The sequence below is a fragment of the Streptococcus infantis genome (assembly GCF_000960085.1).
Classification (GTDB): domain Bacteria; phylum Bacillota; class Bacilli; order Lactobacillales; family Streptococcaceae; genus Streptococcus; species Streptococcus infantis_C.
Genome location: NZ_JYGT01000002.1, coordinates 65,094 through 91,295 on the forward strand (window position 1 = coordinate 65,094; position 26,202 = coordinate 91,295).

The 26,202-nt window shown below is 41.0% G+C and carries 42 protein-coding genes; all 42 read left to right on the forward strand.

Annotation, left to right across the window (positions count from 1 at the left end; translation table 11 throughout):
- The first annotated feature begins 297 nt into the window (after positions 1-297).
- The 42 genes from mnmA to TZ94_RS00585 all read left to right on the forward strand — a co-directional run bounded on the left by mnmA (position 298) and on the right by TZ94_RS00585 (position 26,193).
- The gene (gene mnmA, locus TZ94_RS00385) at positions 298-1,419 is read left to right on the forward strand and encodes a tRNA 2-thiouridine(34) synthase MnmA (protein ID WP_045613151.1); all 1,122 of its coding nucleotides are present in this window, start codon (positions 298-300) and stop codon (positions 1,417-1,419) included.
- Between the two features lie 22 nt (positions 1,420-1,441).
- Complete coding sequence (locus tag TZ94_RS00390) at positions 1,442-1,873, forward strand: SseB family protein (protein ID WP_045613153.1); 432 nt, start codon at positions 1,442-1,444, stop codon at positions 1,871-1,873.
- 148 nt (positions 1,874-2,021) lie between these two features.
- Positions 2,022-2,477 carry an NUDIX hydrolase gene (locus TZ94_RS00395; protein ID WP_045613155.1) on the forward strand — a complete coding sequence of 152 codons (456 nt, stop codon included), beginning with the start codon at positions 2,022-2,024 and terminating at the stop codon, positions 2,475-2,477.
- An 8-nt stretch (positions 2,478-2,485) separates the two neighbouring features.
- The gene (locus TZ94_RS00400) at positions 2,486-2,917 is read left to right on the forward strand and encodes an NUDIX hydrolase (RefSeq protein ID WP_045613157.1); all 432 of its coding nucleotides are present in this window, start codon (positions 2,486-2,488) and stop codon (positions 2,915-2,917) included.
- Entirely contained in the window at positions 2,907-4,823 is a 1,917-nt protein-coding gene (gene mnmG, locus TZ94_RS00405; RefSeq protein ID WP_045613159.1) for a tRNA uridine-5-carboxymethylaminomethyl(34) synthesis enzyme MnmG, read from the forward strand. Before TZ94_RS00400 ends, mnmG begins: the two co-directional genes overlap by 11 nt.
- A gap of 86 nt (positions 4,824-4,909) precedes the next feature.
- Positions 4,910-5,044, forward strand: a complete 135-nt coding sequence (locus TZ94_RS10105; protein ID WP_277813641.1) for a hypothetical protein — start codon at positions 4,910-4,912, stop codon at positions 5,042-5,044.
- A gap of 44 nt (positions 5,045-5,088) precedes the next feature.
- Positions 5,089-6,642: a damage-inducible protein CinA gene (locus TZ94_RS00410; protein ID WP_045613161.1), complete on the forward strand. Its 1,554-nt coding sequence runs from the start codon at positions 5,089-5,091 to the stop codon at positions 6,640-6,642.
- Positions 6,643-6,767: 125 nt separating this feature from the next.
- Positions 6,768-8,975: an anaerobic ribonucleoside-triphosphate reductase gene (gene nrdD, locus TZ94_RS00415; RefSeq protein ID WP_045613216.1), complete on the forward strand. Its 2,208-nt coding sequence runs from the start codon at positions 6,768-6,770 to the stop codon at positions 8,973-8,975.
- Between the two features lie 11 nt (positions 8,976-8,986).
- A complete protein-coding gene (locus TZ94_RS09720; RefSeq protein ID WP_000521611.1) occupies positions 8,987-9,127 on the forward strand; it encodes a hypothetical protein in 141 nt (46 codons plus the stop codon).
- A gap of 37 nt (positions 9,128-9,164) precedes the next feature.
- On the forward strand, positions 9,165-9,665 hold the full coding sequence (locus tag TZ94_RS00425) for a GNAT family N-acetyltransferase (RefSeq protein ID WP_045613163.1): 501 nt from the start codon (positions 9,165-9,167) through the stop codon (positions 9,663-9,665).
- A gap of 4 nt (positions 9,666-9,669) precedes the next feature.
- Entirely contained in the window at positions 9,670-10,266 is a 597-nt protein-coding gene (gene nrdG / locus TZ94_RS00430) for an anaerobic ribonucleoside-triphosphate reductase activating protein (RefSeq protein ID WP_045613165.1), read from the forward strand.
- Complete coding sequence (locus TZ94_RS00435) at positions 10,263-10,883, forward strand: uridine kinase family protein (protein ID WP_045613167.1); 621 nt, start codon at positions 10,263-10,265, stop codon at positions 10,881-10,883. Before nrdG ends, TZ94_RS00435 begins: the two co-directional genes overlap by 4 nt.
- 279 nt (positions 10,884-11,162) lie before the next feature.
- Positions 11,163-11,471 (forward strand): 30S ribosomal protein S10, encoded by a 309-nt coding sequence (gene rpsJ, locus TZ94_RS00440; RefSeq protein WP_003009585.1) that lies wholly within the window; start codon positions 11,163-11,165, stop codon positions 11,469-11,471.
- An 83-nt stretch (positions 11,472-11,554) separates the two neighbouring features.
- Positions 11,555-12,181, forward strand: coding sequence for a 50S ribosomal protein L3 (gene rplC, locus TZ94_RS00445; RefSeq protein ID WP_004251088.1), 627 nt, complete (start codon positions 11,555-11,557; stop codon positions 12,179-12,181).
- A 24-nt stretch (positions 12,182-12,205) separates the two neighbouring features.
- Positions 12,206-12,829 (forward strand): 50S ribosomal protein L4, encoded by a 624-nt coding sequence (rplD, locus tag TZ94_RS00450; RefSeq protein ID WP_000024549.1) that lies wholly within the window; start codon positions 12,206-12,208, stop codon positions 12,827-12,829.
- Positions 12,829-13,125: a 50S ribosomal protein L23 gene (locus TZ94_RS00455; protein WP_001055347.1), complete on the forward strand. Its 297-nt coding sequence runs from the start codon at positions 12,829-12,831 to the stop codon at positions 13,123-13,125. Before rplD ends, TZ94_RS00455 begins: the two co-directional genes overlap by 1 nt.
- A gap of 17 nt (positions 13,126-13,142) precedes the next feature.
- Positions 13,143-13,976 (forward strand): 50S ribosomal protein L2, encoded by an 834-nt coding sequence (rplB, locus tag TZ94_RS00460; protein ID WP_006144707.1) that lies wholly within the window; start codon positions 13,143-13,145, stop codon positions 13,974-13,976.
- Positions 13,977-14,078: 102 nt separating this feature from the next.
- A complete protein-coding gene (gene rpsS / locus TZ94_RS00465) occupies positions 14,079-14,360 on the forward strand; it encodes a 30S ribosomal protein S19 (protein WP_000533766.1) in 282 nt (93 codons plus the stop codon).
- Positions 14,361-14,371: 11 nt separating this feature from the next.
- The gene (gene rplV / locus TZ94_RS00470) at positions 14,372-14,716 is read left to right on the forward strand and encodes a 50S ribosomal protein L22 (RefSeq protein WP_000818137.1); all 345 of its coding nucleotides are present in this window, start codon (positions 14,372-14,374) and stop codon (positions 14,714-14,716) included.
- A 12-nt stretch (positions 14,717-14,728) separates the two neighbouring features.
- Entirely contained in the window at positions 14,729-15,382 is a 654-nt protein-coding gene (rpsC, locus tag TZ94_RS00475) for a 30S ribosomal protein S3 (protein WP_000529936.1), read from the forward strand.
- Between the two features lie 3 nt (positions 15,383-15,385).
- Positions 15,386-15,799, forward strand: coding sequence for a 50S ribosomal protein L16 (rplP, locus tag TZ94_RS00480; RefSeq protein WP_000960948.1), 414 nt, complete (start codon positions 15,386-15,388; stop codon positions 15,797-15,799).
- A 9-nt stretch (positions 15,800-15,808) separates the two neighbouring features.
- Positions 15,809-16,015, forward strand: coding sequence for a 50S ribosomal protein L29 (rpmC, locus tag TZ94_RS00485; protein ID WP_000772918.1), 207 nt, complete (start codon positions 15,809-15,811; stop codon positions 16,013-16,015).
- Between the two features lie 24 nt (positions 16,016-16,039).
- The gene (rpsQ, locus tag TZ94_RS00490; RefSeq protein ID WP_045613174.1) at positions 16,040-16,300 is read left to right on the forward strand and encodes a 30S ribosomal protein S17; all 261 of its coding nucleotides are present in this window, start codon (positions 16,040-16,042) and stop codon (positions 16,298-16,300) included.
- A gap of 25 nt (positions 16,301-16,325) precedes the next feature.
- A complete protein-coding gene (gene rplN / locus TZ94_RS00495; protein WP_000616547.1) occupies positions 16,326-16,694 on the forward strand; it encodes a 50S ribosomal protein L14 in 369 nt (122 codons plus the stop codon).
- 74 nt (positions 16,695-16,768) lie between these two features.
- Positions 16,769-17,074 (forward strand): 50S ribosomal protein L24, encoded by a 306-nt coding sequence (rplX, locus tag TZ94_RS00500; protein WP_000497691.1) that lies wholly within the window; start codon positions 16,769-16,771, stop codon positions 17,072-17,074.
- Positions 17,075-17,097: 23 nt separating this feature from the next.
- Positions 17,098-17,640: a 50S ribosomal protein L5 gene (rplE, locus tag TZ94_RS00505; protein WP_000013542.1), complete on the forward strand. Its 543-nt coding sequence runs from the start codon at positions 17,098-17,100 to the stop codon at positions 17,638-17,640.
- Positions 17,641-17,657: 17 nt separating this feature from the next.
- On the forward strand, positions 17,658-17,843 hold the full coding sequence (locus tag TZ94_RS00510; RefSeq protein ID WP_001085699.1) for a type Z 30S ribosomal protein S14: 186 nt from the start codon (positions 17,658-17,660) through the stop codon (positions 17,841-17,843).
- A 213-nt stretch (positions 17,844-18,056) separates the two neighbouring features.
- Complete coding sequence (gene rpsH / locus TZ94_RS00515) at positions 18,057-18,455, forward strand: 30S ribosomal protein S8 (RefSeq protein ID WP_006144711.1); 399 nt, start codon at positions 18,057-18,059, stop codon at positions 18,453-18,455.
- A 187-nt stretch (positions 18,456-18,642) separates the two neighbouring features.
- A complete protein-coding gene (gene rplF / locus TZ94_RS00520) occupies positions 18,643-19,179 on the forward strand; it encodes a 50S ribosomal protein L6 (protein WP_045613177.1) in 537 nt (178 codons plus the stop codon).
- 82 nt (positions 19,180-19,261) lie between these two features.
- Positions 19,262-19,618, forward strand: coding sequence for a 50S ribosomal protein L18 (rplR, locus tag TZ94_RS00525; RefSeq protein ID WP_004251098.1), 357 nt, complete (start codon positions 19,262-19,264; stop codon positions 19,616-19,618).
- Positions 19,619-19,635: 17 nt separating this feature from the next.
- Positions 19,636-20,130 (forward strand): 30S ribosomal protein S5, encoded by a 495-nt coding sequence (gene rpsE, locus TZ94_RS00530; protein WP_004251100.1) that lies wholly within the window; start codon positions 19,636-19,638, stop codon positions 20,128-20,130.
- Positions 20,131-20,143: 13 nt separating this feature from the next.
- Positions 20,144-20,326 carry a 50S ribosomal protein L30 gene (rpmD, locus tag TZ94_RS00535; protein ID WP_045613179.1) on the forward strand — a complete coding sequence of 61 codons (183 nt, stop codon included), beginning with the start codon at positions 20,144-20,146 and terminating at the stop codon, positions 20,324-20,326.
- 143 nt (positions 20,327-20,469) lie between these two features.
- Positions 20,470-20,910, forward strand: a complete 441-nt coding sequence (gene rplO / locus TZ94_RS00540; RefSeq protein WP_045613181.1) for a 50S ribosomal protein L15 — start codon at positions 20,470-20,472, stop codon at positions 20,908-20,910.
- A 12-nt stretch (positions 20,911-20,922) separates the two neighbouring features.
- A complete protein-coding gene (secY, locus tag TZ94_RS00545) occupies positions 20,923-22,233 on the forward strand; it encodes a preprotein translocase subunit SecY (protein ID WP_045613184.1) in 1,311 nt (436 codons plus the stop codon).
- A 155-nt stretch (positions 22,234-22,388) separates the two neighbouring features.
- The gene (locus TZ94_RS00550; protein WP_045613186.1) at positions 22,389-23,027 is read left to right on the forward strand and encodes an adenylate kinase; all 639 of its coding nucleotides are present in this window, start codon (positions 22,389-22,391) and stop codon (positions 23,025-23,027) included.
- 117 nt (positions 23,028-23,144) lie between these two features.
- The gene (gene infA, locus TZ94_RS00555; RefSeq protein WP_001029883.1) at positions 23,145-23,363 is read left to right on the forward strand and encodes a translation initiation factor IF-1; all 219 of its coding nucleotides are present in this window, start codon (positions 23,145-23,147) and stop codon (positions 23,361-23,363) included.
- Between the two features lie 24 nt (positions 23,364-23,387).
- Entirely contained in the window at positions 23,388-23,504 is a 117-nt protein-coding gene (gene rpmJ, locus TZ94_RS09380) for a 50S ribosomal protein L36 (protein WP_001808836.1), read from the forward strand.
- Positions 23,505-23,521: 17 nt separating this feature from the next.
- Positions 23,522-23,887, forward strand: a complete 366-nt coding sequence (gene rpsM, locus TZ94_RS00565) for a 30S ribosomal protein S13 (protein WP_006151054.1) — start codon at positions 23,522-23,524, stop codon at positions 23,885-23,887.
- A gap of 17 nt (positions 23,888-23,904) precedes the next feature.
- Positions 23,905-24,288, forward strand: coding sequence for a 30S ribosomal protein S11 (gene rpsK, locus TZ94_RS00570; RefSeq protein WP_001118385.1), 384 nt, complete (start codon positions 23,905-23,907; stop codon positions 24,286-24,288).
- Between the two features lie 43 nt (positions 24,289-24,331).
- A complete protein-coding gene (locus tag TZ94_RS00575) occupies positions 24,332-25,267 on the forward strand; it encodes a DNA-directed RNA polymerase subunit alpha (RefSeq protein ID WP_006151057.1) in 936 nt (311 codons plus the stop codon).
- A gap of 11 nt (positions 25,268-25,278) precedes the next feature.
- Positions 25,279-25,665: a 50S ribosomal protein L17 gene (gene rplQ / locus TZ94_RS00580; protein ID WP_004251124.1), complete on the forward strand. Its 387-nt coding sequence runs from the start codon at positions 25,279-25,281 to the stop codon at positions 25,663-25,665.
- 261 nt (positions 25,666-25,926) lie between these two features.
- Positions 25,927-26,193: an ACT domain-containing protein gene (locus TZ94_RS00585; RefSeq protein WP_045613188.1), complete on the forward strand. Its 267-nt coding sequence runs from the start codon at positions 25,927-25,929 to the stop codon at positions 26,191-26,193.
- Positions 26,194-26,202 lie beyond the last annotated feature (9 nt).

Genomic DNA, 26,202 nt, shown 5'->3' on the forward strand with positions numbered 1-26,202 from the left:
CTACGCACGTGGATAAAGGTATATGTAAGGAATCATGTGCGCATTCCTCCTTATTACAGTATATCATTTTTAGTTGATTTTAAAAATAAGTTTTTAAAGAGAATAGAAGTTTAGGTATGAATTACTTTTTTGTGTTCTTAATTTTATGTATTTACAGAAGAGATTGCTAGATTTGTCAGCCTCTTTCTTGTCTTCTCTATCTAAGCATGTTATAATGAAAACTGCTCAAACGACCTTCAATCGTGATAGCAAACACGACCTTCAATCGTGAATAAACGAATAGATGGGAGAACTACCATGAGTGATAACTCTAAAACACGTGTTGTCGTGGGGATGAGTGGTGGTGTTGATTCGTCGGTGACGGCTCTCTTGCTCAAGGATCAGGGCTACGATGTGATCGGTATCTTCATGAAGAACTGGGATGACACAGATGAAAACGGCGTCTGTACGGCGACCGAAGATTATAAGGATGTGGCTGCAGTGGCAGACCAACTTGGCATTCCTTACTACTCTGTCAACTTTGAAAAAGAGTATTGGGACCGCGTTTTTGAGTATTTCCTAGCGGAATACCGTGCAGGACGCACGCCAAATCCAGATGTTATGTGTAACAAGGAAATCAAGTTTAAGGCTTTCTTGGACTATGCCATGACCTTGGGGGCTGACTATGTGGCGACTGGTCACTATGCTCGAGTGGCGCGTGATGAGGATGGCATCGTTCACATGCTTCGTGGCGTGGACGATGGCAAAGACCAGACCTATTTCCTCAGTCAACTGTCGCAAGAACAACTCCAAAAAACCATGTTTCCTTTGGGGCATTTGGAAAAACCTGAAGTCCGAAAAATAGCTGAAGAAGCTGGACTTGCGACTGCCAAGAAGAAAGATTCAACAGGAATTTGCTTTATCGGAGAAAAGAACTTTAAAGAATTTCTCAGCAATTATCTACCAGCTCAACCTGGTCGCATGATGACTGTGGATGGTCGCGATATGGGCGAGCATGCGGGCCTTATGTACTATACAATTGGTCAGCGTGGGGGACTCGGTATCGGTGGTCAACACGGCGGCGACAATGCTCCTTGGTTCGTTGTCGGAAAAGATTTGAGCCAAAATATCCTCTATGTAGGACAAGGTTTCTATCATGAAGCGCTCATGTCAACTAGCTTAGAGGCTAGTCAAGTTCACTTTACTCGTGACATGCCAGAGGAGTTTACGCTAGAATGTACGGCTAAATTCCGCTACCGTCAGCCAGACTCGAAGGTGACTGTACATGTCAAAGGAGACAAGGCAGAGGTCATCTTTGCGGAACCACAACGTGCGATTACACCAGGGCAGGCAGTTGTCTTTTACGATGGTGAAGAGTGTCTCGGTGGTGGTTTGATTGACAATGCCTACCGTGATGGCAAGGTTTGTCAGTACATTTAAAGATGTTCTAAGAGGATTGAATATGTTTCAGTTTTTTAAGAAGAAAACGGCTAAAAAAGAGAAATCAATGACTCTCTCTGACTACAAAAAACAGTATTTAAGGGAGAAAACGACAGAGTCGATAGAGGTCTTGTTCAAAGAATTGAAGCAGGCTAAAGTCTGGGTTCCCTTCAATCCTTCTCTGATGGATGAGAGTGACGGACAAGAAGGTGCTCGCCTAAAACCGGATATTCTGCAAAAGGGAGATGACTACTTTTATCCTTGCTTCTCAGAAACTCAAGACATCCCCAAAGACTATTACGACCGCTTTTCTTGGTTGCAATTATCTCTTACGGACTGTTTGTTTGCAGCGGAAGGGATAGAGAGTTTTCCTGTGAGAGGGATTGTTCTGGATGCTTTCTCTGACCCAGTTGAGATTGACCAAGGAGCTTTTGAAGCAATTCGCCAATCATAGTACATTTAGATTGACAAATGTTCTCAATTTGCTACAATAATAAAAGCAATAGAAATGATGGTCAAAGCTCATGGATGTTGCAGGCTTTTTGTCCTGCACTTCTTACGAGTTTTGACTGTTTTTGTGTCGTTTAAGGGAAAGGACAAAAATGACTCAACAAGACTTTCGGACAAAGGTGGGAAATACGGTTTTTGGTGTTCGGGCGACAGCGTTGATTCTCCAAAATCGCAAACTTCTAGTTACTAAAGACAAGGACAAGTATTACACTATTGGCGGTGCGATTCAAGTCAATGAAAGCACGGAAGACGCGGTAGTCCGTGAAGTGATCGAAGAACTGGGTGTCAAAGCTGAGGCTAGGCAGCTAGCTTTCGTGGTTGAAAATCGTTTTGAACAGGACGGTGTTTCCTATCACAACATCGAATTTCATTATCTGGTTGATCTACTGGAGGACGCCCCATTGACCATGCAGGAAGATGAGAAATCTCAGCCCTGCGAGTGGATTGACTTGGATAAGCTCCAGAATACCCAGCTAGTTCCAGCCTTTTTGAAAACAGCCCTGCCAAATTGGGATGGACAATTACGACACATCCATCTTAACGAATAGGAGAGAAAATGATGGTTAAGCTTATTGCCCATGTACTTGTTCATAGTGGTGGTGATTATTTGCTCATTCAGCGTTCGGAAATTAAAAGAGGACAACCCAACGTTTATCCGACTTACTGGGATATTCCTGGTGGCGGGGTTGAAAAGGGTGAACTTCCGCGAGATGGAGCTCTTAGAGAATGCATTGAAGAAGCGGGAATTAGGCTAGATAGCAGTTCGCTCAAACTTCTTCACGAAGATAGTCAACTGGATACCTCTAAGGATACGGTCTTTACTCGCTTAGTTTATAAAGCAGAGTGGGTTGAGGAGAAGCCAATTATCAGATTAGATCCTGAAGAACATACACACTTTAAATGGGTTACCATGGATCAAGCTCTAGAGGAGGAGAAGTTAGTTCCCTATTTGCGAGAAATTTTTGAAAGGTTAAGAAATGACTTATAATTTTACGGAAGAATACGATATTATTGTAATTGGTGCGGGACACGCTGGGGTCGAGGCTTCCTTGGCTGCCAGCCGTATGGGCTGTAAGGTTTTGCTTGCGACCATCAACATTGAAATGCTGGCTTTCATGCCATGTAATCCCTCTATCGGTGGTTCTGCCAAGGGAATTGTCGTGCGTGAAGTCGACGCTCTCGGTGGGGAAATGGCCAAGACCATTGACAAGACTTATATCCAGATGAAGATGCTTAACACTGGGAAAGGCCCAGCTGTTCGTGCCCTTCGTGCGCAGGCTGACAAGGAGCTTTACTCTAAGGAAATGCGCAAGACAGTTGAAAACCAAGAAAATCTAACCCTACGTCAAACTATGATTGATGAGATTTTGGTGGAAGATGGCAAGGTTGTCGGTGTGCGTACGGCAACTCATCAAGAGTATGCTGCCAAGGCAGTTATTGTGACAACAGGGACTGCCCTCCGTGGGGAAATCATCATCGGAGATCTCAAGTACTCATCAGGACCAAATCATAGCCTTGCTTCGATTAACCTAGCTGACAATCTCAAGGAACTTGGGCTTGAAATCGGTCGTTTCAAGACAGGAACACCTCCACGTGTCAAGGCTTCTTCTATCAACTACGATGTGACAGAGATTCAGCCAGGAGATGAGACACCTAATCACTTCTCTTATACTTCACGTGACGAAGATTATGTCAAGGACCAAGTGCCATGTTGGTTGACCTACACCAACGGTACTAGTCATGAGATTATCCAAAACAACCTCCACCGTGCGCCTATGTTTACAGGTGTGGTCAAGGGAGTGGGACCTCGCTATTGTCCGTCGATTGAGGATAAGATTGTTCGCTTTGCGGACAAGGAACGTCACCAACTCTTTCTTGAGCCAGAAGGTCGCAATACAGAAGAAGTATATGTTCAAGGGCTTTCAACCAGCCTTCCTGAGGATGTGCAACGTGACTTGGTACATTCCATCAAAGGTTTGGAAAATGCAGAGATGATGCGAACTGGTTATGCTATCGAGTACGACATGGTCTTGCCTCATCAATTGCGTGCGACTCTGGAAACCAAGAAAATCTCAGGACTTTTCACAGCTGGTCAGACCAATGGAACGTCAGGTTACGAAGAAGCTGCTGGCCAAGGGATTATCGCTGGTATCAATGCGGCTCTGAAAATCCAAGGTAAGCCTGAGTTGATTCTGAAACGAAGCGACGGTTATATCGGAGTGATGATTGACGACTTGGTAACAAAGGGTACCATTGAACCCTACCGTCTCTTGACCAGTCGTGCTGAATACCGCCTCATTCTCCGTCATGACAATGCTGATATGCGTTTGACTGAGATGGGGCGCGAGATTGGGCTTGTTGACGATGAACGTTGGGCTCGTTTTGAAATCAAGAAAAATCGATTTGAAAATGAAATGAAGCGTTTAGACAGCATCAAACTCAAGCCAGTCAAGGAAACAAATGCTAAGGTTGAAGCAATGGGCTTCAAGTCATTGACAGATGCGGTGACTGCCAAGGAATTCCTTCGTCGTCCTGAAGTTTCTTACCAAGATGTGGTGGCCTTCATCGGACCTGCTGCTGAAGAGTTAGATGACAAGATTATCGAATTGATTGAAACCGAAATCAAGTACGAAGGCTATATCTCAAAAGCCATGGATCAGGTTGCCAAGATGAAACGCATGGAAGAAAAACGAATTCCAGCCAATATTGACTGGGATGATATTGACTCTATCGCGACTGAAGCTCGTCAGAAGTTCAAGCTCATTAATCCAGAAACCATCGGTCAAGCCAGCCGTATCTCTGGTGTAAACCCAGCAGATATTTCTATTCTGATGGTGTACCTGGAAGGTAAAAATCGAAGCATTTCAAAAAACTTAGAAAAGAAAGCTGACTAAAGATAAAAGACTGAATTCTCTTTTGGGGAATTCAGTTTTTTAGATTTTTCTTCTTTTTCCGAATGAAGAGAAAAGGAGGAATGATTATGCTGACAGTAGAGGAAAAAACTTTTTTAGACCACTATAAAAAAGCTTCTTATCATCGTTTTTATGAGATTGAACGTTTTGTCTCCTTGTCTGAAAAGTTGTGTAAGCGTCTGCCGCAGGCTGACAAGAACTAGACTTTTTGATATACTAGAACAAATTAAAATATAGGAGAGAATAAATGAACGTATATGGCAGATTAGAAGACGAACCAACTCCAACTTGGATGGGGAGTCAGGATGCTCCAGTAGAGAATGAGGAGCAACTTGAGGTTGAAACTCGTCAACCTGCCCACTTACCATTTTTTAATATCCTAATTTTGAGTACCTTAGTAGTACTTGTGTCTGTGATTCTACCCTATTTATTAGGACTGCTAAGTCCAGAGCAGGCTCAGGATTTCTATAATGGATGGGCTATGCATCAGAGTGGGGATATCTATTCAGATTATTTTGGTACTAGTGGTCTCCTCTATTACTTTTTACAATATTTAACCAAGGGCAGTATTTTATTTGCCGTCTTTAATTGGTTAGCCTTAGTAGGTGCCGGATTCTTTCTTTTCCGTTCGGCTTACAATCTGATGGAACAAAATAAGCAATCGCAACAAGTGTTGACGGTCTTTTATATCCTGGCTAGTGCTCTTAGTTTTGGTGGGGGATATGCAACTATTCTTGCCCTCCCATTCTTGTTCTATGCCTTGAGTTTAGTAACAGCTTATTTGGTAGAACCAAGTCATGACAGAGGTTTCATCCGTATTGGGATTAGCCTAGCTCTAGCATTTTTCTTTGCACCCTTGGTGACAACTTTATATGCATTTGTCTTATTTTTTGCTGTAACAGCTTTTAATGTTGGACGCAACAACTTGACTCATGGCCTCTATCAATTCTTTGCAGCGGGCCTTGGTTTTTCAATCTTCTTTTATTCAATCGGATATTACACAGCTTATAAAGGTAGCTTCGGAAATGCCATTAGTCAAATTCTCTATCCATTAGATAGTTTAAACTTTACGTCTAACCCAGGATTATTCGACAATATCCTCTTCTATGGATTGTTGTCGATAGGTCTCGGAGTATTGACATTGGCATTGACAGGACTCTTCAAATCGAAACCTTTGAAGCAATCAGTCTTATCAATCTCTGCTGCAATAGCTGTCACTTTGGTATTAGTTTTAGAAATTTTTTCTACAGATCTTATCAATGGTAGTCGTATGGTTGAGCTCCTTCCCTTCTTGTCTATTCTATTGTTAACTCGAATTCGCACGTGGGAATTAGAGGGAGCCAGCCGTCGTAGAAGACGCAGAGAAGAAACTTCGGTATGGGGAGCTTTTCTAAAGGGAAATGCCTATCTGCCAATTGTAGCTCTGGCTTACCTATTTTTAGCACCTGTAGTATCACGATATTTGCTCCATGCGGAACAATATCAAGAACGTACAAGCATTGAATCTAAGGTCAAAGGGGAAACTCAAGCTACAGATCGTATCTATGTTTGGGATAATCTGACAAGTAGCTATAAAGCTAGCGAACGCTTGTCAGCTAGTCAGTTGCTATCGCCTAGATTACATACAGGGCTTGATGCAAATCGTACTAAGCTTGTAAATGATCTACGAGATAATCAACCAAAGATGATTGTTGTAAATACAAAGACAACTCTATGGACAGAAGTAGAGCAGCTTTTAGCTGAAAATTATCAAGCGGTTCAAAGTGAATTCAAAGATTTCAAACTCTATAAATTAAAATAAAAATTATCAATATCTTGTGTTATTTTAAAAAAAAATTATTTTTTGACACAAGATATTGATTTTTATTTTTTTAGTGATATAATACTTTTTAGAATCAATATTATATTTAAGAAAAGGGTATGGATATGATTGTATTGGAAGAGAAGACTGTCCCTGATCCAACTTTATTCGTTGAAAAGCGTGACGGTAGACGTGTTATTTTTGATGTAGATAAGATTGACAAAGCGCTTCATAAGGCTGCGGAAAAGATTATGGATGTAACTCCTTTGGTCGAAAAGCGACTTAGTACCCTCGTTGAACGTATCGTTGACGAGATTCATAGCCGTTTCCCACAAGGTGTAAAAATCTATGAAATTCAAAACATCGTAGAACACGAGTTGTTGGAAGCTAAAGAATATGCCTTGGCCGAGGAGTATATTACCTATCGAACACAAAGGGATTTTGAGCGCTCAAAAGCGACAGACATCAACTTTAGCATTCATAAACTTCTCAACAAAGATCAGGCAGTTGTCAATGAAAATGCCAATAAAGACAGTGATGTCTTTAACACCCAGCGTGATTTGACGGCAGGGATTGTTGGAAAATCCATCGGACTTCAAATGCTTCCTAAGCATGTGGCAAATGCCCACCAAAAAGGGGATATCCACTATCACGATTTGGACTACAGCCCCTACACTCCTATGACCAACTGTTGTTTGATTGATTTTAAGGGTATGTTAGAAAATGGTTTTAAGATTGGGAATGCTGAGGTAGAAAGTCCGAAATCTATCCAAACTGCGACGGCGCAAATTTCACAAATCATCGCAAACGTCGCATCTAGCCAGTATGGGGGCTGTTCGGCAGACCGTATAGATGAAGTTTTGGCTCCTTATGCAGAGAAAAATTATCAAAAACACCTTAAAGATGCAGAGGAATGGGTCCTACCTGACAAGCACGAAGAATACGCCTGGAAGAAAACTCAAAAAGACATCTATGATGCCATGCAATCTTTAGAGTACGAGATTAACACCCTCTTTACCTCAAACGGGCAAACGCCATTTACTTCTCTTGGTTTCGGTTTAGGCATTAGTCGTTTTGAACGCGAAATTCAAAAGGCAATCCTGAATATTCGAATCAAGGGGCTGGGTTCAGAACATCGTACAGCAATCTTCCCTAAGCTCATCTTCACACTTAAAAGAGGACTTAACTTGGAGGAAGGTTCGCCTAACTACGATATTAAGCAGTTGGCTCTTGAGTGTGCAACTAAGCGTATGTATCCAGATGTCTTGTCTTACGATAAGATTGTCGAGTTGACAGGTTCTTTCAAAGTTCCGATGGGATGTCGTTCTTTCCTCCAAGGTTGGAAGGATGAAAATGGAGTTGAAGTCAATTCAGGTCGTATGAACCTAGGTGTGGTAACGGTCAATCTTCCTCGGATTGCCCTTGAATCTGAAGGCGACATAAATAAGTTCTGGGAAATCTTCAATGAGCGTATGAATATTGCAGAAGATGCACTGGTCTATCGTGTAGAGCGAACCAAGGAGGCGACGCCAGCTAATGCGCCTATCCTCTATCAATACGGTGCTTTCGGTCATCGCCTAGGAAAAGAAGAAAGTGTTGACCAACTCTTTAAGAATCGCCGTGCTACTGTTTCGCTTGGATATATCGGGCTCTATGAAGTGGCAACAGTATTCTTTGGCAACAATTGGGAAAATAATCCAGAAGCCAAAGAATTCACCCTTGATATCATTAGAGACATGAAACATCGAGTAGAAGAATGGTCAGACCAATATGGCTATCACTTCTCAATCTACTCAACTCCATCTGAAAGTTTAACAGACCGCTTCTGTCGCCTGGATACAGAGAAATTTGGTTCTATTCCAGACATCACAGATAAAGAGTACTACACAAATTCCTTCCATTATGATGTCCGAAAAAATCCAACTCCTTTTGAAAAATTGGACTTCGAGAAGGTTTATCCAGAAGCGGGTGCATCAGGTGGATTTATCCACTACTGTGAGTACCCAGTTCTTCAACAAAATCCAAAGGCCTTGGAAGCTGTTTGGGATTATGCTTATGATCGTGTAGGTTATCTAGGGACTAATACTCCGATTGATCGTTGCTACAAGTGTGATTTTGAAGGAGATTTTGATCCAACTGAGAGAGGCTTTGCTTGTCCCAACTGTGGTAATAGCGATCCTAAAACAGTAGATGTGGTTAAACGAACCTGCGGATATCTTGGAAACCCACAAGCGCGTCCGATGGTTAATGGACGCCACAAGGAAATTGCTGCGCGTGTCAAACACATGAACGGTTCTACTATTAAAATAGCAGGGCATGAAGTAACAAATTAGAAAGAGATAGCATGGGAAAATATCAATTAGACGATAAGGGTAAGGCCTTGGTTCAACGATTCCACGAAAAGCATTCAAAGGGTGGAGTCAATAAAAAAGATCGAGTAGCCAGCCTTAGAGAACAATTTTTAAATAAGAACAAGAAAAAGTGAGAGTCCCCTCTCACTTTTCTCATAGCGGGAGGAGTACATGGGATTACGCAGACCAACATTGGCAGATAAAGGAACCATTCTAAACATGATGGCAGAGTTTGAACAGACTCAATCAGCCCACGATGGTGGATTTTGGGATGCTGAGAACTTTGATTATGAGAATTGGCTAGAAACTAACCTTAATAAAGAAATGGGAATAAACTTGCCTGAAAATCGCGTTCCTTCTATTCAATTTGTATCATTTGATGATGTAGGTCGTGCTATAGGATTTTTGAATCTGCGATTGAGACTAAATGAGGGATTGCTGAATTATGCTGGTCATATCGGTTACTCCATCCGCCCTTCTGAAAGGGGAAAAGGTTATGCCAAGGAAGCTCTCCATCAAGGTCTGCAAGTTGCTAAAGAAAAGAATATTAAACGAGCGCTTGTGACTTGTAGCACAGAAAATCCTGCCAGCCGAGCTGTTATCTTAGCTAATGGTGGGAAGTTAGAGGATGTTCGTAATGGAACGGAGCGCTATTGGATAGAGTTGGAGTAGAAGTATGACATGGAATACACCAAAACCTGGCGAGTGGAAGAGTGAGGAGCTTAGTCAAGGGCGTATCATTGACTATAAGGCTTTTAACTTTGTCGATGGAGAAGGGGTGCGCAATTCTCTCTATGTAGCCGGCTGCATGTTTCACTGTGAGGGCTGTTACAATGTAGCGACCTGGTCCTTTAATGCAGGAATTCCTTATACGCCAGAGTTGGAAGAACAGATTATGGCAGACTTAGCACAGCCCTATGTTCAAGGATTGACCTTGCTAGGAGGAGAGCCATTCCTCAATACAGGTATTCTTTTGCCCCTTGTAAAACGCATTCGAAAGGAATTGCCAGAAAAAGACATCTGGTCTTGGACAGGATACACCTGGGAAGAAATGATGTTGGAGACGCCTGATAAACTAGAACTTTTATCCCTGATTGATATCCTGGTAGATGGTCGCTATGATAAAAGCAAGCGTAATCTCATGCTTCAGTTCCGTGGCTCTTCCAACCAACGGATTATCGATGTGCAAAAGTCTCTTCAAAGTGGAAAGGTAGTCATTTGGGACAAGCTTAACGATGGAAAAGAAAGCTATGAACAGGTGAAGAGAGAATGAAGAAAAAAGACTTAATAGAACAACTAGTCTCAGAGATAGAAACTGGAAAAGTAAAAACGCTGGGTATCTACGGCCATGGAGCTTCAGGAAAATCAACTTTTGCTCAAGAATTGTACCAAGAACTTGATTCCCAAAAGGTAAATTTACTAGAGACAGATCCCTACATTACTTCGGGACGACATTTAGTGGTACCTAAAGAGACACCAGACCAAAAAGTGACAGCATGTTTACCGGTAGCGCATGAGCTGGCAAGTTTACAAAGAGATATTCTTGCTCTGCAAGCGGGTATGGACATCTTAACAATTGAGGAACCCTGGAAGGCTAGTGAGATTTTATCTGGAGAAAAAACGATTTTGATTGTCGAAGGGATGTCTGTTGGTTTTTTACCCAAGGAACTTTTTGACAAAACCATTTGTTTCTACACAGATGAGGAGACCGAATTAAAGAGACGTCTAGCTCGAGATACGACTGTGAGGAAAAGCAAAGCCTCGTTTGTTCGTGAGACTCATCAAATCAGACGCGGACAATATCGCCGTTATTATCAAGAAACAGAAAAAGAGGCGGATGTGTTAATTAACCAATCTCAAAATCAGTTTAAAATAGAAAATGACTATTAAAGAACTATTTAAATAGGAAAAGATATATATAAATTGAGAATAGATTGTCTTTTTTGTTTCAGAAATGTACGAAAACAGTTTCATCTAAAAAATTTAAAAAATCCTGTCAAATCCCTTGCAATCGCAGGGGCTTTGTGTTATTCTATTATGGTGCTGTAAATTACAGCCTTAGCTTTGATGCAAGAGGTTGCGACACGCTCGGTTGCATTGCCACGCAACGCGCGTCGGTTTTCTTGTGGAGCTAGCCTATTATCTTAAATAGACGAAAAGGAGAAAAAGATGGCAAACAAAAAAATCCGTATCCGTTTGAAAGCTTACGAACACCGTACGCTTGACACAGCGGCTGCAAAAATCGTAGAATCAGCTACTCGTACAGGTGCACAAGTTGCGGGTCCAATCCCACTTCCAACTGAGCGTAGCCTCTACACAATCATTCGTGCGACTCACAAATATAAAGATTCTCGCGAACAATTCGAAATGCGTACACACAAACGTTTGATCGACATCATCAACCCAACTCAAAAAACAGTTGACGCTTTGATGAAATTGGATCTTCCAAGTGGTGTAAACGTAGAAATCAAACTTTAATTTAAAGCTTGATACCTTGAGCATAAAAAACGCTCGTTAAAAACTTTTTGAATAAAAAAATATAGAAAAGGAACTATTTTCTCATGACAAAAGGAATCTTAGGGAAAAAAGTGGGAATGACTCAAATCTTCACTGAAGCTGGCGAATTGATCCCTGTAACAGTTATCGAAGCAACTCCAAACGTTGTTCTTCAAGTTAAAACTGTTGAAACAGATGGTTACAACGCTATCCAAGTTGGTTTCGATGACAAACGCGAAGTATTGAGCAACAAACCTGCTAAAGGACATGTAGCAAAAGCTAACACGGCTCCTAAGCGCTTCATTCGTGAATTCAAAAACGTTGAAGGCTTGGAAGTTGGTGCTGAAATCACAGTTGAAACTTTCGCAGCTGGAGACATTGTTGATGTAACTGGTACATCTAAAGGTAAAGGTTTCCAAGGTGTTATCAAACGCCACGGACAATCACGTGGACCTATGGCTCACGGTTCTCGTTACCACCGTCGTCCAGGTTCTATGGGACCTGTTGCACCTAACCGTGTATTCAAAGGTAAAAACCTTGCAGGACGTATGGGTGGCGACCGCGTAACAATTCAAAACCTTGAAGTTGTACAAGTTGTTCCAGAAAAGAACGTTATCCTTATCAAAGGTAACGTACCAGGTGCTAAGAAATCTCTTATCACTATCAAGTCAGCAGTTAAAGCTGGTAAATAATAAGGAAAGGGGAACACAGTCAAAATGGCAAATGTAACATTATTCGACCAAACTGGTAAACAAGCGGGCGAAGTTGTTCTTAACGATGCAATCTTTGGTATCGAACCAAACCAATCTGTTGTGTTTGATGTGATCATCAGCCAACGCGCTAGCCTTCGTCAAGGAACTCACGCAGTTAAAAACCGCTCAGCTGTTTCAGGTGGCGGACGCAAACCATGGCGTCAAAAAGGAACTGGACGTGCTCGTCAAGGTTCTATCCGCTCTCCACAATGGCGTGGTGGTGGAATCGTCTTCGGACCAACTCCACGTAGCTATGCGTACAAACTTCCTCAAAAAGTTCGTCGCCTTGCACTTAAATCTGTTTACTCAGAAAAAGTTGCTGAAAACAAATTTGTAGCCGTTGATTCTCTTGAATTTACAGCTCCAAAAACTGCTGAATTTGCAAAAGTTCTTGCAGCTTTGAGCATCGATTCTAAAGTCCTTGTTATTCTTGAAGAAGGAAACGAATTCGCAGCTCTTTCAGCTCGTAACCTTCCAAACGTGAAAGTTGCGACTGCTACAACTGCAAGTGTTCTTGACATCGCAAATAGTGACAAACTTCTTGTTACTCAAGCAGCTATCTCTAAAATCGAGGAGGTTCTTGCATAATGAATTTGTATGATGTTATCAAAAAACCTGTTATCACTGAAAGCTCAATGGCTCAACTTGAAGCAGGGAAATATGTATTTGAAGTTGACACTCGCGCACACAAACTTTTGATCAAGCAAGCTGTTGAAGCTGCTTTTGAAGGTGTTAAAGTTGCAAATGTTAACACAATCAACGTAAAACCTAAAGCTAAACGTGTTGGACGTTACACTGGTTTTACTAACAAAACTAAAAAAGCTATCATCACTCTTACAGCTGATTCAAAAGCAATCGAGTTGTTTGCTGCTGAAGCTGAATAATCTAAGGAGGAAATATCGTGGGAATTCGTGTTTATAAACCAACAACAAACGGTCGCCGTAATATGACTTCTTTGGATTTCGCTGAAATCACAACAAGCACACCAGAAAAAACGTTGCTTGTTGCTTTGAAGAACAAGGCTGGTCGTAACAACAACGGTCGTATCACTGTTCGTCACCAAGGTGGTGGACACAAACGTTTCTACCGTTTGGTTGACTTCAAACGTAACAAAGACAACGTTGAAGCAGTTGTTAAAACTATCGAGTACGATCCAAACCGTTCTGCAAACATCGCTCTTGTACACTACACTGACGGTGTGAAAGCTTACATCATCGCTCCAAAAGGTCTTGAAGTTGGTCAACGTATCGTTTCAGGTCCTGAAGCAGATATCAAAGTCGGAAACGCTCTTCCACTTGCTAACATCCCAGTTGGTACTTTGATCCACAACATCGAATTGAAACCAGGTCGTGGCGGAGAATTGGTACGTGCTGCTGGAGCATCAGCTCAAGTATTGGGTCAAGAAGGTAAATATGTTCTTGTTCGCCTTCAATCAGGTGAAGTTCGTATGATTCTTGGAACTTGTCGTGCAACAGTTGGTGTTGTCGGAAACGAACAACATGGACTTGTAAACCTTGGTAAAGCAGGACGTAGCCGTTGGAAAGGTATCCGCCCAACAGTTCGTGGTTCTGTAATGAACCCTAACGATCACCCACACGGTGGTGGTGAAGGTAAAGCACCAGTTGGTCGTAAAGCACCATCAACTCCATGGGGCAAACCTGCTCTTGGTCTTAAAACTCGTAACAAGAAAGCGAAATCTGACAAACTTATCGTTCGTCGTCGCAACGAGAAATAATTTTAAACTAGTCGCTTAAGTGCTAGATAATCCGCCAGCTCGGTAGCGCTCCTCGTGAGCGCAAGCCGCTGTGGTACTATATTTAAAGGAGAAAATATTAAAATGGGACGCAGTCTTAAAAAAGGACCTTTCGTCGATGAGCATTTGATGAAAAAAGTTGAAGCTCAAGCTAACGACGAAAAGAAAAAAGTTATCAAAACTTGGTCACGTCGTTCAACGATCTTCCCAAGTTTCATTGGTTACACAATCGCAGTTTATGATGGACGTAAACACGTACCTGTTTACATCCAAGAAGACATGGTAGGTCACAAACTTGGTGAATTCGCACCAACTCGTACTTACAAAGGTCACGCCGCAGACGACAAGAAGACACGTAGAAAATAAGGAGAACATAAATGGCAGAAATTACTTCAGCTAAAGCAATGGCTCGCACAGTACGTGTTTCGCCTCGTAAATCACGTCTTGTTCTTGACAACATCCGTGGTAAAAGCGTAGCCGATGCAATCGCAATTTTGACATTCACTCCAAACAAAGCTGCTGAAATCATCTTGAAAGTTTTGAACTCAGCTGTAGCTAACGCTGAAAACAACTTTGGTTTGGATAAAGCTAACTTGGTAGTATCTGAAGCATTCGCAAACGAAGGACCAACTATGAAACGTTTCCGTCCACGTGCGAAAGGTTCAGCTTCACCAATCAACAAACGTACAGCTCACATCACTGTAGCTGTTGCAGAAAAATAAGGAGGTAAAATCGTGGGTCAAAAAGTACATCCAATTGGTATGCGTGTCGGCATCATCCGTGATTGGGATGCCAAATGGTATGCTGAAAAAGAATACGCGGATTACCTTCATGAAGATCTTGCAATCCGTAAATTCGTTCAAAAAGAACTTGCTGACGCAGCAGTTTCAACTATTGAAATCGAACGCGCAGTAAACAAAGTTAACGTTTCGCTTCACACTGCTAAACCAGGTATGGTTATCGGTAAAGGTGGTGCTAACGTTGATGCACTCCGTGCAAAACTTAACAAATTGACTGGAAAACAAGTACACATCAACATCATCGAAATCAAACAACCTGATTTGGATGCTCACCTTGTTGGTGAAGGAATTGCTCGTCAATTGGAGCAACGTGTTGCTTTCCGTCGTGCACAAAAACAAGCAATCCAACGTGCTATGCGTGCTGGAGCTAAAGGAATTAAAACTCAAGTATCAGGTCGTTTGAACGGTGCAGATATCGCCCGTGCAGAAGGATACTCTGAAGGTACAGTTCCACTTCACACACTTCGCGCAGATATCGATTACGCTTGGGAAGAAGCAGATACTACATACGGTAAACTTGGTGTTAAAGTATGGATCTACCGTGGTGAAGTTCTTCCAGCTCGTAAAAACACTAAAGGAGGTAAATAACCAATGTTAGTACCTAAACGTGTTAAACACCGTCGTGAATTCCGTGGTAAAATGCGCGGTGAAGCTAAAGGTGGAAAAGAAGTAGCATTCGGTGAATACGGTCTTCAAGCTACAACTAGCCACTGGATCACTAACCGCCAAATCGAAGCTGCTCGTATCGCCATGACTCGTTACATGAAACGTGGTGGTAAAGTTTGGATTAAAATCTTCCCACACAAATCATACACAGCTAAAGCTATCGGGGTTCGTATGGGATCTGGTAAAGGGGCACCTGAAGGTTGGGTAGCACCAGTTAAACGTGGTAAAGTTATGTTTGAAGTTGCTGGTGTATCTGAAGAGATCGCTCGCGAAGCGCTACGTCTTGCAAGCCACAAATTGCCAGTTAAATGTAAATTCGTAAAACGTGAAGCAGAATAAGGAGAAGGCATGAAACTTAATGAAGTAAAAGAATTTGTTAAAGAACTTCGTGGTCTTTCTCAAGAAGAACTCGCGAAGCGCGAAAACGAATTGAAAAAAGAATTGTTTGAACTTCGTTTCCAAGCTGCTACTGGTCAATTAGAACAAACAGCTCGCTTGAAAGAAGTTAAAAAACAAATCGCTCGTATCAAAACAGTTCAATCTGAAGCGAAATAATAGACTAGGGAAGGAGAAATTTCAATGGAACGCAATAATCGTAAAGTTCTTGTTGGACGTGTTGTATCTGACAAAATGGACAAGACAATCACAGTTGTAGTTGAAACAAAACGTAACCACCCAGTCTATGGTAAACGTATTAACTACTCTAAAAAATACAAAGCACATGATGAAAACAATGTTGCCAAAGAAGGCGATATCGTACGTATCATGGAAACTCGCCCGCTTTCAGCTACAAAACGTTTCCGTCTTGTAGAAGTTATTGAAGAAGCGGTTATCATCTAATCAAGCCTGAAAGGAGAAAACTGAAATGATTCAAACAGAAACTCGTTTGAAAGTCGCAGACAACAGCGGTGCACGCGAAATCTTGACTATCAAAGTTCTTGGTGGTTCTAAACGTAAATTTGCGAACATCGGTGATGTTATTGTGGCATCTGTAAAACAAGCTACTCCTGGTGGTGCGGTTAAAAAAGGTGACGTTGTTAAAGCAGTTATCGTTCGTACTAAATCAGGTGCTCGTCGTGCTGATGGTTCATACATCAAATTTGACGAAAACGCAGCAGTTATCATCCGTGACGACAAAACTCCTCGCGGAACACGTATCTTTGGCCCAGTTGCACGTGAATTGCGTGAAGGTGGCTTCATGAAGATCGTGTCACTTGCTCCAGAAGTACTTTAATCAATAAAAAAACAAACACAGTCCCCTGGCCTAGCCAGGGTGCCCATTGGGCGTAAGAATAAAAGGAGAAAAAAATGTTTGTAAAAAAAGGCGACAAAGTTCGCGTAATCGCTGGTAAAGATAAGGGAACAGAAGCTGTTGTCCTTACTGCCCTTCCAAAAGTAAACAAAGTTATCGTTGAAGGTGTTAACATCGTTAAGAAACACCAACGTCCAACAAACGAACTTCCTCAAGGTGGTATCATCGAGAAGGAAGCAGCTATCCACGTATCAAACGTTCAAGTTTTGGACAAAAATGGTGTAGCTGGTCGTGTTGGTTACAAATTTGTAGACGGTAAAAAAGTTCGCTACAACAAAAAATCAGGCGAAGTGCTTGATTAATCACGAAGGAAAGGAGAAGTATAATGGCAAATCGTTTAAAAGAAAAATATCTTAATGAAGTAGTTCCTGCTTTGACAGAACAATTTAACTACTCATCAGTGATGGCTGTTCCTAAAGTGGATAAGATCGTTTTGAACATGGGTGTTGGTGAAGCTGTATCAAACGCTAAAAGCCTTGAAAAAGCTGCTGAAGAATTAGCACTTATCTCAGGTCAAAAACCACTTATCACTAAAGCTAAAAAATCTATCGCCGGCTTCCGTCTTCGTGAAGGTGTTGCGATCGGTGCAAAAGTTACCCTTCGTGGTGAACGTATGTACGAATTCTTGGATAAATTGGTTTCAGTATCACTTCCACGTGTACGTGACTTCCACGGTGTTCCAACAAAATCATTTGACGGACGCGGGAACTACACACTTGGTGTGAAAGAGCAATTGATCTTCCCAGAAATCAACTTTGATGACGTTGACAAAACTCGTGGTCTTGACATCGTTATCGTAACTACTGCTAACACAGACGAAGAGTCACGTGCATTGCTTACAGGCCTTGGAATGCCTTTTGCAAAATAATATAGGAGGTATAACTAATGGCTAAAAAATCTATGATTGCTAAGAACAAACGCCCAGCGAAGTTCTCTACTCAAGCATACACTCGCTGTGAACGTTGTGGACGTCCACACTCAGTTTACCGCAAGTTTAAACTTTGCCGTGTTTGCTTCCGTGAATTGGCATATAAAGGTCAAATCCCTGGTGTAACAAAAGCATCTTGGTAATATCATGATACAAAGAGCGTAACAACCATAGCAAAAATAGGAGATTTGGTGCAGGAGCGCTGCTCTAAGACAAATCTATCTTTTTTGCCCAGGTTGTAGCTCGTGTTCAAATGAGTATATTCTCGTTTGCATATATCAGAACTATCTGAGCCTAGCTCAATCATTAACTAGCAAGTGCAACTTGCAAACTACTAGTAAGAGGAGAAAAATAAAATGGTTATGACTGACCCAATCGCAGACTTCCTAACTCGTATTCGTAACGCTAACCAAGCAAAACACGAAGTACTTGAAGTACCTGCATCAAACATCAAAAAAGGGATTGCTGAAATCCTTAAACGCGAAGGTTTTGTTAAGAACGTAGAAATCATCGAAGATGACAAACAAGGTATCATCCGTGTATTCTTGAAATACGGAACTAACGGTGAACGAGTTATCACTAACTTGAAACGCGTTTCTAAACCAGGACTTCGTGTTTACAAAAAACGTGAAGATCTTCCAAAAGTACTTAACGGTCTTGGAATTGCTATCCTTTCAACTTCTGAAGGTTTGCTTACTGATAAAGAAGCACGCCAAAAGAATGTTGGTGGAGAAGTTATCGCTTACGTTTGGTAATATTTAGCTCCCAATTTCTTTGTGACTCGTCGTTATCGTCTCTTGTCTAACCCAAAGTTATGCCTGCGAGACGATGCCTATATTCACTTTGAAATTGAAACCTAAATGTTCCTTCAAATCGAGAAATCGATTTAACCCCGTGAAAACTGGCCAACAAGGCCTGACAATTTAACAGGAGAATAAAAACATGTCACGTATTGGTAATAAAGTTATCGTGTTGCCTGCTGGTGTTGAACTCACTAACAATGACAACGTTGTAACTGTAAAAGGACCTAAAGGGGAACTTACTCGTGAGTTCTCAAAAGATATTGAAATTCGTGTGGAAGGTACTGAAGTAACTCTTCACCGTCCAAACGATTCAAAAGAAATGAAAACTATCCACGGAACTACTCGTGCCCTTTTGAACAACATGGTTATTGGTGTTTCAGAAGGATTCAAGAAAGAACTTGAAATGCGTGGAGTTGGTTACCGTGCACAACTTCAAGGAAACAAACTTGTCTTGGCTGTTGGTAAATCTCATCCAGACGAAGTTGAAGCTCCAGAAGGAATTACTTTTGAACTTCCAAACCCAACAACAATCGTTGTTAGCGGAATTTCAAAAGAAGTAGTTGGTCAAACAGCTGCTTACGTACGTAGCCTTCGTTCACCAGAACCTTACAAAGGTAAAGGTATCCGTTACGTTGGCGAATATGTTCGTCTTAAAGAAGGTAAAACTGGTAAATAATGTTGAGTGGTTGATTGTCAACCACCAACCTCATTACCAACTTTGTGCATAGCACATGATTTAAAATAAAGAGGTGAAAACTGTGATTTCTAAACCAGATAAAAACAAACTCCGCCAAAAACGCCACCGTCGTGTACGCGGAAAACTCTCTGGAACTGCTGATCGCCCACGTTTGAACGTATTCCGTTCTAATACAGGCATCTACGCTCAAGTGATTGATGACGTAGCGGGTGTAACGCTCGCAAGTGCTTCAACTCTTGACAAAGAAGTTTCAAAAGGAACTAAAACTGAACAAGCCGTTGCTGTCGGTAAACTCGTTGCAGAACGTGCAAGTGCTAAAGGTATTTCAGAAGTGGTGTTCGACCGCGGTGGATATCTATATCACGGACGTGTGAAAGCTTTGGCTGATGCAGCTCGTGAAAACGGATTGAAATTCTAATAGGAGGACACTAGAAAATGGCATTTAAAGACAATGCAGTAGAACTTGAAGAACGCGTAGTTGCTGTTAACCGTGTTACAAAAGTTGTTAAAGGTGGACGTCGTCTTCGTTTCGCAGCTCTTGTAGTAGTTGGTGACCGCAACGGTCGTGTAGGATTTGGTACTGGTAAAGCTCAAGAAGTTCCAGAAGCAATCCGCAAAGCAGTAGAAGATGCTAAGAAAAACTTGATCGAAGTTCCTATGGTTGGAACAACAATTCCACATGAAGTTCTTTCAGAATTCGGTGGAGCTAAAGTATTGTTGAAACCTGCTGTAGAAGGTTCTGGAGTTGCCGCAGGTGGTGCAGTTCGTGCCGTTGTGGAATTGGCAGGTGTGGCAGATATTACATCTAAATCACTTGGCTCTAACACTCCAATCAACATTGTTCGCGCAACTGTTGAAGGTTTGAAACAATTGAAACGCGCTGAAGAAGTTGCTGCCCTTCGTGGTATTTCAGTTTCTGATTTGGCATAAGAAAGGGGATAAAATGGCTCAAATTAAAATTACTTTGACTAAGTCTCCAATCGGACGCATTCCATCACAACGTAAAACTGTTGTAGCACTTGGACTTGGCAAATTGAACAGCTCTGTTATTAAAGAAGATAACCCTGCAATCCGTGGTATGATCACTGCAGTATCTCACTTGGTAACAGTTGAAGAAGTAAACTAATGATTGTTTAGGGGATGTGCATATGACCATCCCCTAAAACTAGATATAGTCATCTTAAATGACACAGTATAGGCGAGTTGATAAGGGAGACAACCTTTTCTCCTTTATCGGCGCTAGCATTTTACAAAAGAGGAGAAAAATAAATGAAACTTCATGAATTGAAACCTGCAGAAGGTTCTCGTAAGTCACGCAACCGTGTTGGACGTGGTACTTCATCAGGTAACGGTAAAACATCAGGTCGCGGTCAAAAAGGTCAAAAAGCTCGTAGCGGTGGCGGTGTACGTCTTGGTTTTGAAGGTGGACAAACTCCATTGTTCCGTCGTCTTCCAAAACGTGGATTTACAAATATCAACACTAAAGAATATGCTATTGTAAACCTTGATCAATTGAACGCCTTTGATGACGGTGCTGAGGTAACTCCAGTGGTACTTGTAGAATCAGGAATTGTAAAATCTGAAAAATCAGGTATCAAAATTCTTGGTAACGGTGAGTTGACTAAGAAATTGACTGTTAAAGCAGCTAAATTCTCTAAATCAGCTGAAGAAGCTATCACTGCTAAAGGTGGTTCTGTTGAAGTCATCTAAGTGAGGTGACCTATGTTTTTTAAATTATTGAGAGAAGCATTCAAAGTTAAACAAGTTCGATCAAAAATTCTATTTACAATTTTTATCGTATTTGTATTCCGTATCGGTACAAGCATTACTGTGCCATGGGTAAATGCAAATAGCTTGAACGCTTTGAGTGGACTATCCTTTTTGAATATGTTGAGCTTGGTGTCAGGGAATGCCATGAAAAACTTCTCAGTTTTTGCACTTGGTGTTAGCCCGTACATCACAGCCTCAATCGTCGTCCAACTCTTGCAAATGGATTTATTACCAAAATTTGTAGAGTGGGGGAAACAGGGGGAAGTTGGTCGTAGAAAGTTAAACCAGGCAACTCGATACATTGCACTTGTGCTTGCATTTGTTCAATCAGTTGGGATTACTGCTGGTTTTAACGCTCTATCTGGAGCTAAACTTTTGACTGTACCACTTACACCACAAGTTTTCCTTGTAATTGGTGGAATCTTAACCGCAGGAAGCATGATTGTGACCTGGTTGGGAGAACAAATCACAGATAAGGGATACGGGAATGGTGTTTCAATGATTATCTTTGCAGGGATTGTTGCTTCAATTCCTGATATGATTAAAGGCATCTATGTAGATTACTTTGTCAATGTACCAAGCAGTCGTTTGACATCGTCTCTAATTTTTGTTGCCATCTTAATCGTTGCTGTATTGGTAATTGTTTACTTTACAACTTATGTTGAACAAGCTAAATACAAGATCCCAATTCAGTATACAAAGGTAGCTCAAGGTGCACCATCAAGTTCCTATCTTCCTTTGAAGATTAACCCTGCTGGGGTTATCCCTGTTATCTTTGCCAGCTCTATTACAGCAGCACCGGCAGCAATTTTACAATTCGTAAGTGCGTCTGGCCTTAATTGGGAATGGGTAAAAACCGCTCAAGAGTTGGTATCTACTTCAACCCCAACAGGTGTTGCATTGTATGCTCTGTTGATTATTCTCTTTACATTCTTCTATACATTTGTACAGATCAATCCAGAGAAAGCAGCAGAAAATTTACAAAAGAGTGGAGCTTATATCCATGGTGTCCGTCCAGGTAAGGGGACAGAGGAGTACATGTCAAAACTTCTTCGTCGTCTCGCTACTGTCGGATCTCTCTTCCTAGGTGTTATTTCTATCTTACCTATCGTAGCTAAAGATTTATTTGGTCTTTCAGAAGTTGTTGCTTTTGGGGGAACAAGTTTGCTAATCATTATCTCTACAGGTATTGAAGGAATTAAACAATTGGAAGGATATCTATTGAAACGTAAGTATGTTGGTTTCTTAGATACAACAGAATAATTGTAATAGAAAATAAAATTCACTATTGCTCAGAGAGTGGAGTGTAAAAATCAAAGACATTGTCAGATTTTTATCTCCTCTCTTCTATTTTGTTTTTAAATAGGAGTTGAAATGAATTTTTGCTTCTATTTAAAAATAAAAAAGGAGTATGAATCATGAATCTTTTGATTATGGGTTTACCTGGTGCAGGTAAGGGGACACAAGCGGCGAAAATCGTTGAACAATTTCACGTTGCCCACATCTCAACAGGTGATATGTTCCGTGCGGCAATGGCTAACCAAACTGAAATGGGTGTGCTAGCTAAGTCGTATATTGACAAAGGCGAGTTGGTTCCAGATGAAGTAACAAATGGAATTGTTAAAGAACGTCTTTCTCAAGATGATATTAAAGAAACTGGTTTCTTATTAGACGGATATCCACGTACTATTGAACAAGCGCATGCTTTAGATAAAACATTGGCTGAACTTGGTATTGAGCTTGAAGGTGTTATCAACATCGAAGTAAATCCAGACAGTCTTTTAGAGCGTTTGAGCGGACGTATCATTCATCGTCAAACTGGAGAAACTTTCCATAAAGTATTCAATCCACCAGTTGATTACAAAGAGGAAGATTACTACCAACGTGAAGATGATAAACCTGAGACAGTAAAACGTCGTTTGGATGTTAATATTGCTCAAGGGGAACCAATCATTGCTCACTATCGCGCTAAAGGTTTAGTACATGATATCGAAGGTAACCAAGATATCGATGATGTCTTTAAAGATATCGAAAAGGTATTGACAAATTTGAAATAAAAGCGTTTTTCAGACTTGCAAAATGTCTTGACAAATGTTATACTGAGTTAGTCTGACTTATAATTGTTGTCTCTGTGTCTAGAGGCATCAAATCGAAATTTAGGGAGGTACTTTTGCGTGGCAAAAGACGATGTGATTGAAGTTGAAGGCAAAGTAGTCGATACAATGCCGAATGCAATGTTTACGGTTGAACTTGAAAATGGACATCAGATTTTAGCAACAGTTTCTGGTAAAATTCGTAAAAACTATATTCGTATTTTAGCGGGAGATCGTGTTACTGTTGAAATGAGTCCATATGACTTGACACGTGGACGTATCACTTACCGCTTTAAATAATCGAAAAACTTGGAGGGATAAGAAATGAAAGTAAGACCATCGGTCAAACCAATTTGCGAATACTGTAAAGTAATTCGTCGTAATGGCCGTGTTATGGTAATTTGCCCAGCAAATCCAAAACACAAACAACGTCAAGGATAAGATAGAAAGGAGAAAACATGGCTCGTATTGCTGGAGTTGACATTCCAAATGACAAACGTGTAGTTATCTCATTGACTTATGTCTATGGTATCGGACTTGCAACATCTAAGAAAATCTTAGCAGCTGCTGGAATTTCAGAAGATATTCGTGTTCGCGACCTTACATCAGATCAAGAAGATGCTATCCGTCGTGAAGTTGATGCAATTAAAGTTGAAGGTGACCTTCGTCGTGAAGTAAACTTGAACATCAAACGTTTGATGGAAATCGGTTCATACCGTGGTATCCGTCACCGTCGTGGACTTCCTGTCCGTGGACAAAACACTAAAAACAATGCTCGCACTCGTAAAGGTAAAGCTGTTGCGATTGCTGGTAAGAAAAAATAATATAGGAGGTAAAAGTCTTGGCTAAACCAACACGTAAACGTCGTGTGAAAAAGAATATCGAATCTGGTATTGCTCATATTCACGCTACATTTAATAACACTATTGTTATGATTACTGATGTGCATGGTAATGCAATCGCTTGGTCATCAGCTGGTGCTCTTGGTTTCAAAGGTTCTCGTAAATCTACACCATTTGCTGCTCAAATGGCTTCAGAAGCTGCTGCTAAATCTGCACAAGAACACGGTCTTAAATCAGTTGAAGTTACTGTAAAAGGTCCAGGTTCTGGTCGTGAGTCAGCTATTCGTGCTCTTGCTGCCGCTGGTCTTGAAGTAACAGCAATTCGTGATGTGACTCCAGTGCCACACAATGGTGCTCGTCCTCCAAAACGTCGCCGTGTATAATCATTACCTTTACACTGCTTTTCGTTTAAGAGGGAGTAACTAAATGATCGAGTTTGAAAAACCAAATATAACAAAAATTGATGAAAATAAAGATTATGGCAAGTTTGTAATCGAACCACTAGAACGTGGATACGGTACAACACTTGGTAACTCTCTTCGTCGTGTACTTCTTGCTTCTCTTCCAGGAGCAGCTGTTACATCTATCGATATCGATGGAGTATTACATGAGTTTGATACAATTCCTGGTGTTCGCGAAGACGTGATGCAAATCATTTTGAACATTAAAGGGATTGCAGTTAAATCATATGTAAAAGACGAAAAGACTATTGAACTTGATGTCGAAGGGCCTGCTGAAGTTACAGCTGGAGACATTTTGACTGATAGTGATATCGAAATCGTAAATCCAGATCATTATCTTTTCACAATCGGAGAAGGTGCTTCATTTAAAGCGACTATGACTGTAAATAGTGGTCGTGGATATGTACCTGCAGACGAAAATAAGAAAGATAATGCACCAGTTGGAACGCTTGCTGTAGATTCTATTTATACACCAGTTACAAAAGTTAACTATCAAGTAGAACCTGCTCGTGTAGGAAGCAATGATGGTTTCGACAAATTAACCCTTGAAATCTTGACAAATGGAACTATTATTCCAGAAGATGCTTTAGGGCTTTCAGCACGCATTTTGACAGAACATCTTGATTTGTTTACAAATCTTACAGAGATTGCTAAATCTGCAGAAGTGATGAAAGAAGCTGATACTGAATCGGACGACCGTATTTTGGAACGTACGATTGAGGAACTTGACTTATCTGTACGCTCATATAACTGTTTGAAACGTGCTGGTATCAATACTGTGCATGATTTGACAGAAAAATCTGAAGCAGAGATGATGAAAGTAAGAAATCTTGGACGCAAGAGTTTGGAAGAAGTGAAACTCAAACTCATTGATTTGGGTCTTGGATTAAAAGATAAATAAAGGAGGAATACATGGCTTACCGTAAACTAGGACGCACTAGCTCACAACGTAAAGCAATGCTTCGCGATTTGACAACTGACCTTTTGATCAACGAATCAATCGTGACAACTGAAGCTCGTGCTAAAGAAATCCGTAAAACTGTTGAAAAAATGATTACTCTAGGTAAACGTGGTGATTTGCATGCACGTCGTCAAGCTGCTGCTTTCGTACGTAATGAAATCGCATCTGAAAACTATGATGAAGCAACTGACAAGTACACTTCTACTACAGCTCTTCAAAAATTGTTCTCAGAAATCGCACCTCGTTACGCAGACCGTAACGGTGGATACACTCGTATCCTTAAAACTGAACCACGTCGTGGTGATGCAGCGCCAATGGCGATCATCGAATTAGTATAAAATCATCAATTTTGTTGAGTGTTATGATGATGGAGCCCCTGTGCTCTTAGTCTAGCTCTGGTCTACCGCTAGGACTTTTGTCCTAGCGGGAACACTCATCATAAGATGATCGGGTAGACGCTTGTTTACGAAATTGTTTTTCTTTTAAGAACAATTTCGTAAGCAGGCGTTTTTTAGTTTTTTTGTTGTAAATGTGCTATACTGAGAAAAAAAGAAAAACACAAAACTAAATTTTCTATAGTTTAAAAATGGAGGGCCGATATGAAAGCTATTATAACTGTAGTTGGAAAAGATAAGGGCGGAATTGTTGCTGGTGTTGCGACTAAAATTGCTGAATTAGGATTAAATATTGATGACATTTCACAAACTGTCTTGGACGAGTTCTTCACAATGATGGCTGTGGTATCTAGTGAAGAAAAACAAGATTTTACTCGTTTGAGAAATGAGTTTGAGGCTTTTGGTCAGACTTTGAATGTCAAAATCAATATTCAGAGTGCTGCGATTTTTGATGCTATGTATAATATCTAGGAGGCGTGT

Bases quoted from the DNA above. Each gene is read 5' to 3' on its own strand.
- TZ94_RS00400 (WP_045613157.1), top strand. From the start codon at position 2,486: ATGATGGTTAAGCTTATTGCCCATGTACTTGTTCATAGTGGTGGTGAT.
- mnmA (WP_045613151.1), top strand. From the start codon at position 298: ATGAGTGATAACTCTAAAACACGTGTTGTCGTGGGGATGAGTGGTGGT.
- nrdG (WP_045613165.1), top strand. From the start codon at position 9,670: ATGACATGGAATACACCAAAACCTGGCGAGTGGAAGAGTGAGGAGCTT.
- rplP (WP_000960948.1), top strand. From the start codon at position 15,386: ATGTTAGTACCTAAACGTGTTAAACACCGTCGTGAATTCCGTGGTAAA.
- TZ94_RS10105 (WP_277813641.1), top strand. From the start codon at position 4,910: ATGCTGACAGTAGAGGAAAAAACTTTTTTAGACCACTATAAAAAAGCT.
- rpsQ (WP_045613174.1), top strand. From the start codon at position 16,040: ATGGAACGCAATAATCGTAAAGTTCTTGTTGGACGTGTTGTATCTGAC.
- TZ94_RS00425 (WP_045613163.1), top strand. From the start codon at position 9,165: ATGGGATTACGCAGACCAACATTGGCAGATAAAGGAACCATTCTAAAC.
- rpmC (WP_000772918.1), top strand. From the start codon at position 15,809: ATGAAACTTAATGAAGTAAAAGAATTTGTTAAAGAACTTCGTGGTCTT.
- rplC (WP_004251088.1), top strand. From the start codon at position 11,555: ATGACAAAAGGAATCTTAGGGAAAAAAGTGGGAATGACTCAAATCTTC.
- TZ94_RS00510 (WP_001085699.1), top strand. From the start codon at position 17,658: ATGGCTAAAAAATCTATGATTGCTAAGAACAAACGCCCAGCGAAGTTC.
- TZ94_RS00585 (WP_045613188.1), top strand. From the start codon at position 25,927: ATGAAAGCTATTATAACTGTAGTTGGAAAAGATAAGGGCGGAATTGTT.
- TZ94_RS09720 (WP_000521611.1), top strand. From the start codon at position 8,987: ATGGGAAAATATCAATTAGACGATAAGGGTAAGGCCTTGGTTCAACGA.
- rpsS (WP_000533766.1), top strand. From the start codon at position 14,079: ATGGGACGCAGTCTTAAAAAAGGACCTTTCGTCGATGAGCATTTGATG.
- rpsE (WP_004251100.1), top strand. From the start codon at position 19,636: ATGGCATTTAAAGACAATGCAGTAGAACTTGAAGAACGCGTAGTTGCT.
- nrdD (WP_045613216.1), top strand. From the start codon at position 6,768: ATGATTGTATTGGAAGAGAAGACTGTCCCTGATCCAACTTTATTCGTT.
- rpsJ (WP_003009585.1), top strand. From the start codon at position 11,163: ATGGCAAACAAAAAAATCCGTATCCGTTTGAAAGCTTACGAACACCGT.
- TZ94_RS00455 (WP_001055347.1), top strand. From the start codon at position 12,829: ATGAATTTGTATGATGTTATCAAAAAACCTGTTATCACTGAAAGCTCA.
- rplO (WP_045613181.1), top strand. From the start codon at position 20,470: ATGAAACTTCATGAATTGAAACCTGCAGAAGGTTCTCGTAAGTCACGC.
- TZ94_RS00550 (WP_045613186.1), top strand. From the start codon at position 22,389: ATGAATCTTTTGATTATGGGTTTACCTGGTGCAGGTAAGGGGACACAA.
- rplN (WP_000616547.1), top strand. From the start codon at position 16,326: ATGATTCAAACAGAAACTCGTTTGAAAGTCGCAGACAACAGCGGTGCA.
- rpsH (WP_006144711.1), top strand. From the start codon at position 18,057: ATGGTTATGACTGACCCAATCGCAGACTTCCTAACTCGTATTCGTAAC.
- rplF (WP_045613177.1), top strand. From the start codon at position 18,643: ATGTCACGTATTGGTAATAAAGTTATCGTGTTGCCTGCTGGTGTTGAA.
- rplQ (WP_004251124.1), top strand. From the start codon at position 25,279: ATGGCTTACCGTAAACTAGGACGCACTAGCTCACAACGTAAAGCAATG.
- rplE (WP_000013542.1), top strand. From the start codon at position 17,098: ATGGCAAATCGTTTAAAAGAAAAATATCTTAATGAAGTAGTTCCTGCT.
- rplV (WP_000818137.1), top strand. From the start codon at position 14,372: ATGGCAGAAATTACTTCAGCTAAAGCAATGGCTCGCACAGTACGTGTT.
- rpmD (WP_045613179.1), top strand. From the start codon at position 20,144: ATGGCTCAAATTAAAATTACTTTGACTAAGTCTCCAATCGGACGCATT.
- rpmJ (WP_001808836.1), top strand. From the start codon at position 23,388: ATGAAAGTAAGACCATCGGTCAAACCAATTTGCGAATACTGTAAAGTA.
- rplD (WP_000024549.1), top strand. From the start codon at position 12,206: ATGGCAAATGTAACATTATTCGACCAAACTGGTAAACAAGCGGGCGAA.
- TZ94_RS00395 (WP_045613155.1), top strand. From the start codon at position 2,022: ATGACTCAACAAGACTTTCGGACAAAGGTGGGAAATACGGTTTTTGGT.
- rpsM (WP_006151054.1), top strand. From the start codon at position 23,522: ATGGCTCGTATTGCTGGAGTTGACATTCCAAATGACAAACGTGTAGTT.
- mnmG (WP_045613159.1), top strand. From the start codon at position 2,907: ATGACTTATAATTTTACGGAAGAATACGATATTATTGTAATTGGTGCG.
- TZ94_RS00410 (WP_045613161.1), top strand. From the start codon at position 5,089: ATGAACGTATATGGCAGATTAGAAGACGAACCAACTCCAACTTGGATG.
- TZ94_RS00435 (WP_045613167.1), top strand. From the start codon at position 10,263: ATGAAGAAAAAAGACTTAATAGAACAACTAGTCTCAGAGATAGAAACT.
- TZ94_RS00575 (WP_006151057.1), top strand. From the start codon at position 24,332: ATGATCGAGTTTGAAAAACCAAATATAACAAAAATTGATGAAAATAAA.
- secY (WP_045613184.1), top strand. From the start codon at position 20,923: ATGTTTTTTAAATTATTGAGAGAAGCATTCAAAGTTAAACAAGTTCGA.
- rplX (WP_000497691.1), top strand. From the start codon at position 16,769: ATGTTTGTAAAAAAAGGCGACAAAGTTCGCGTAATCGCTGGTAAAGAT.
- TZ94_RS00390 (WP_045613153.1), top strand. From the start codon at position 1,442: ATGTTTCAGTTTTTTAAGAAGAAAACGGCTAAAAAAGAGAAATCAATG.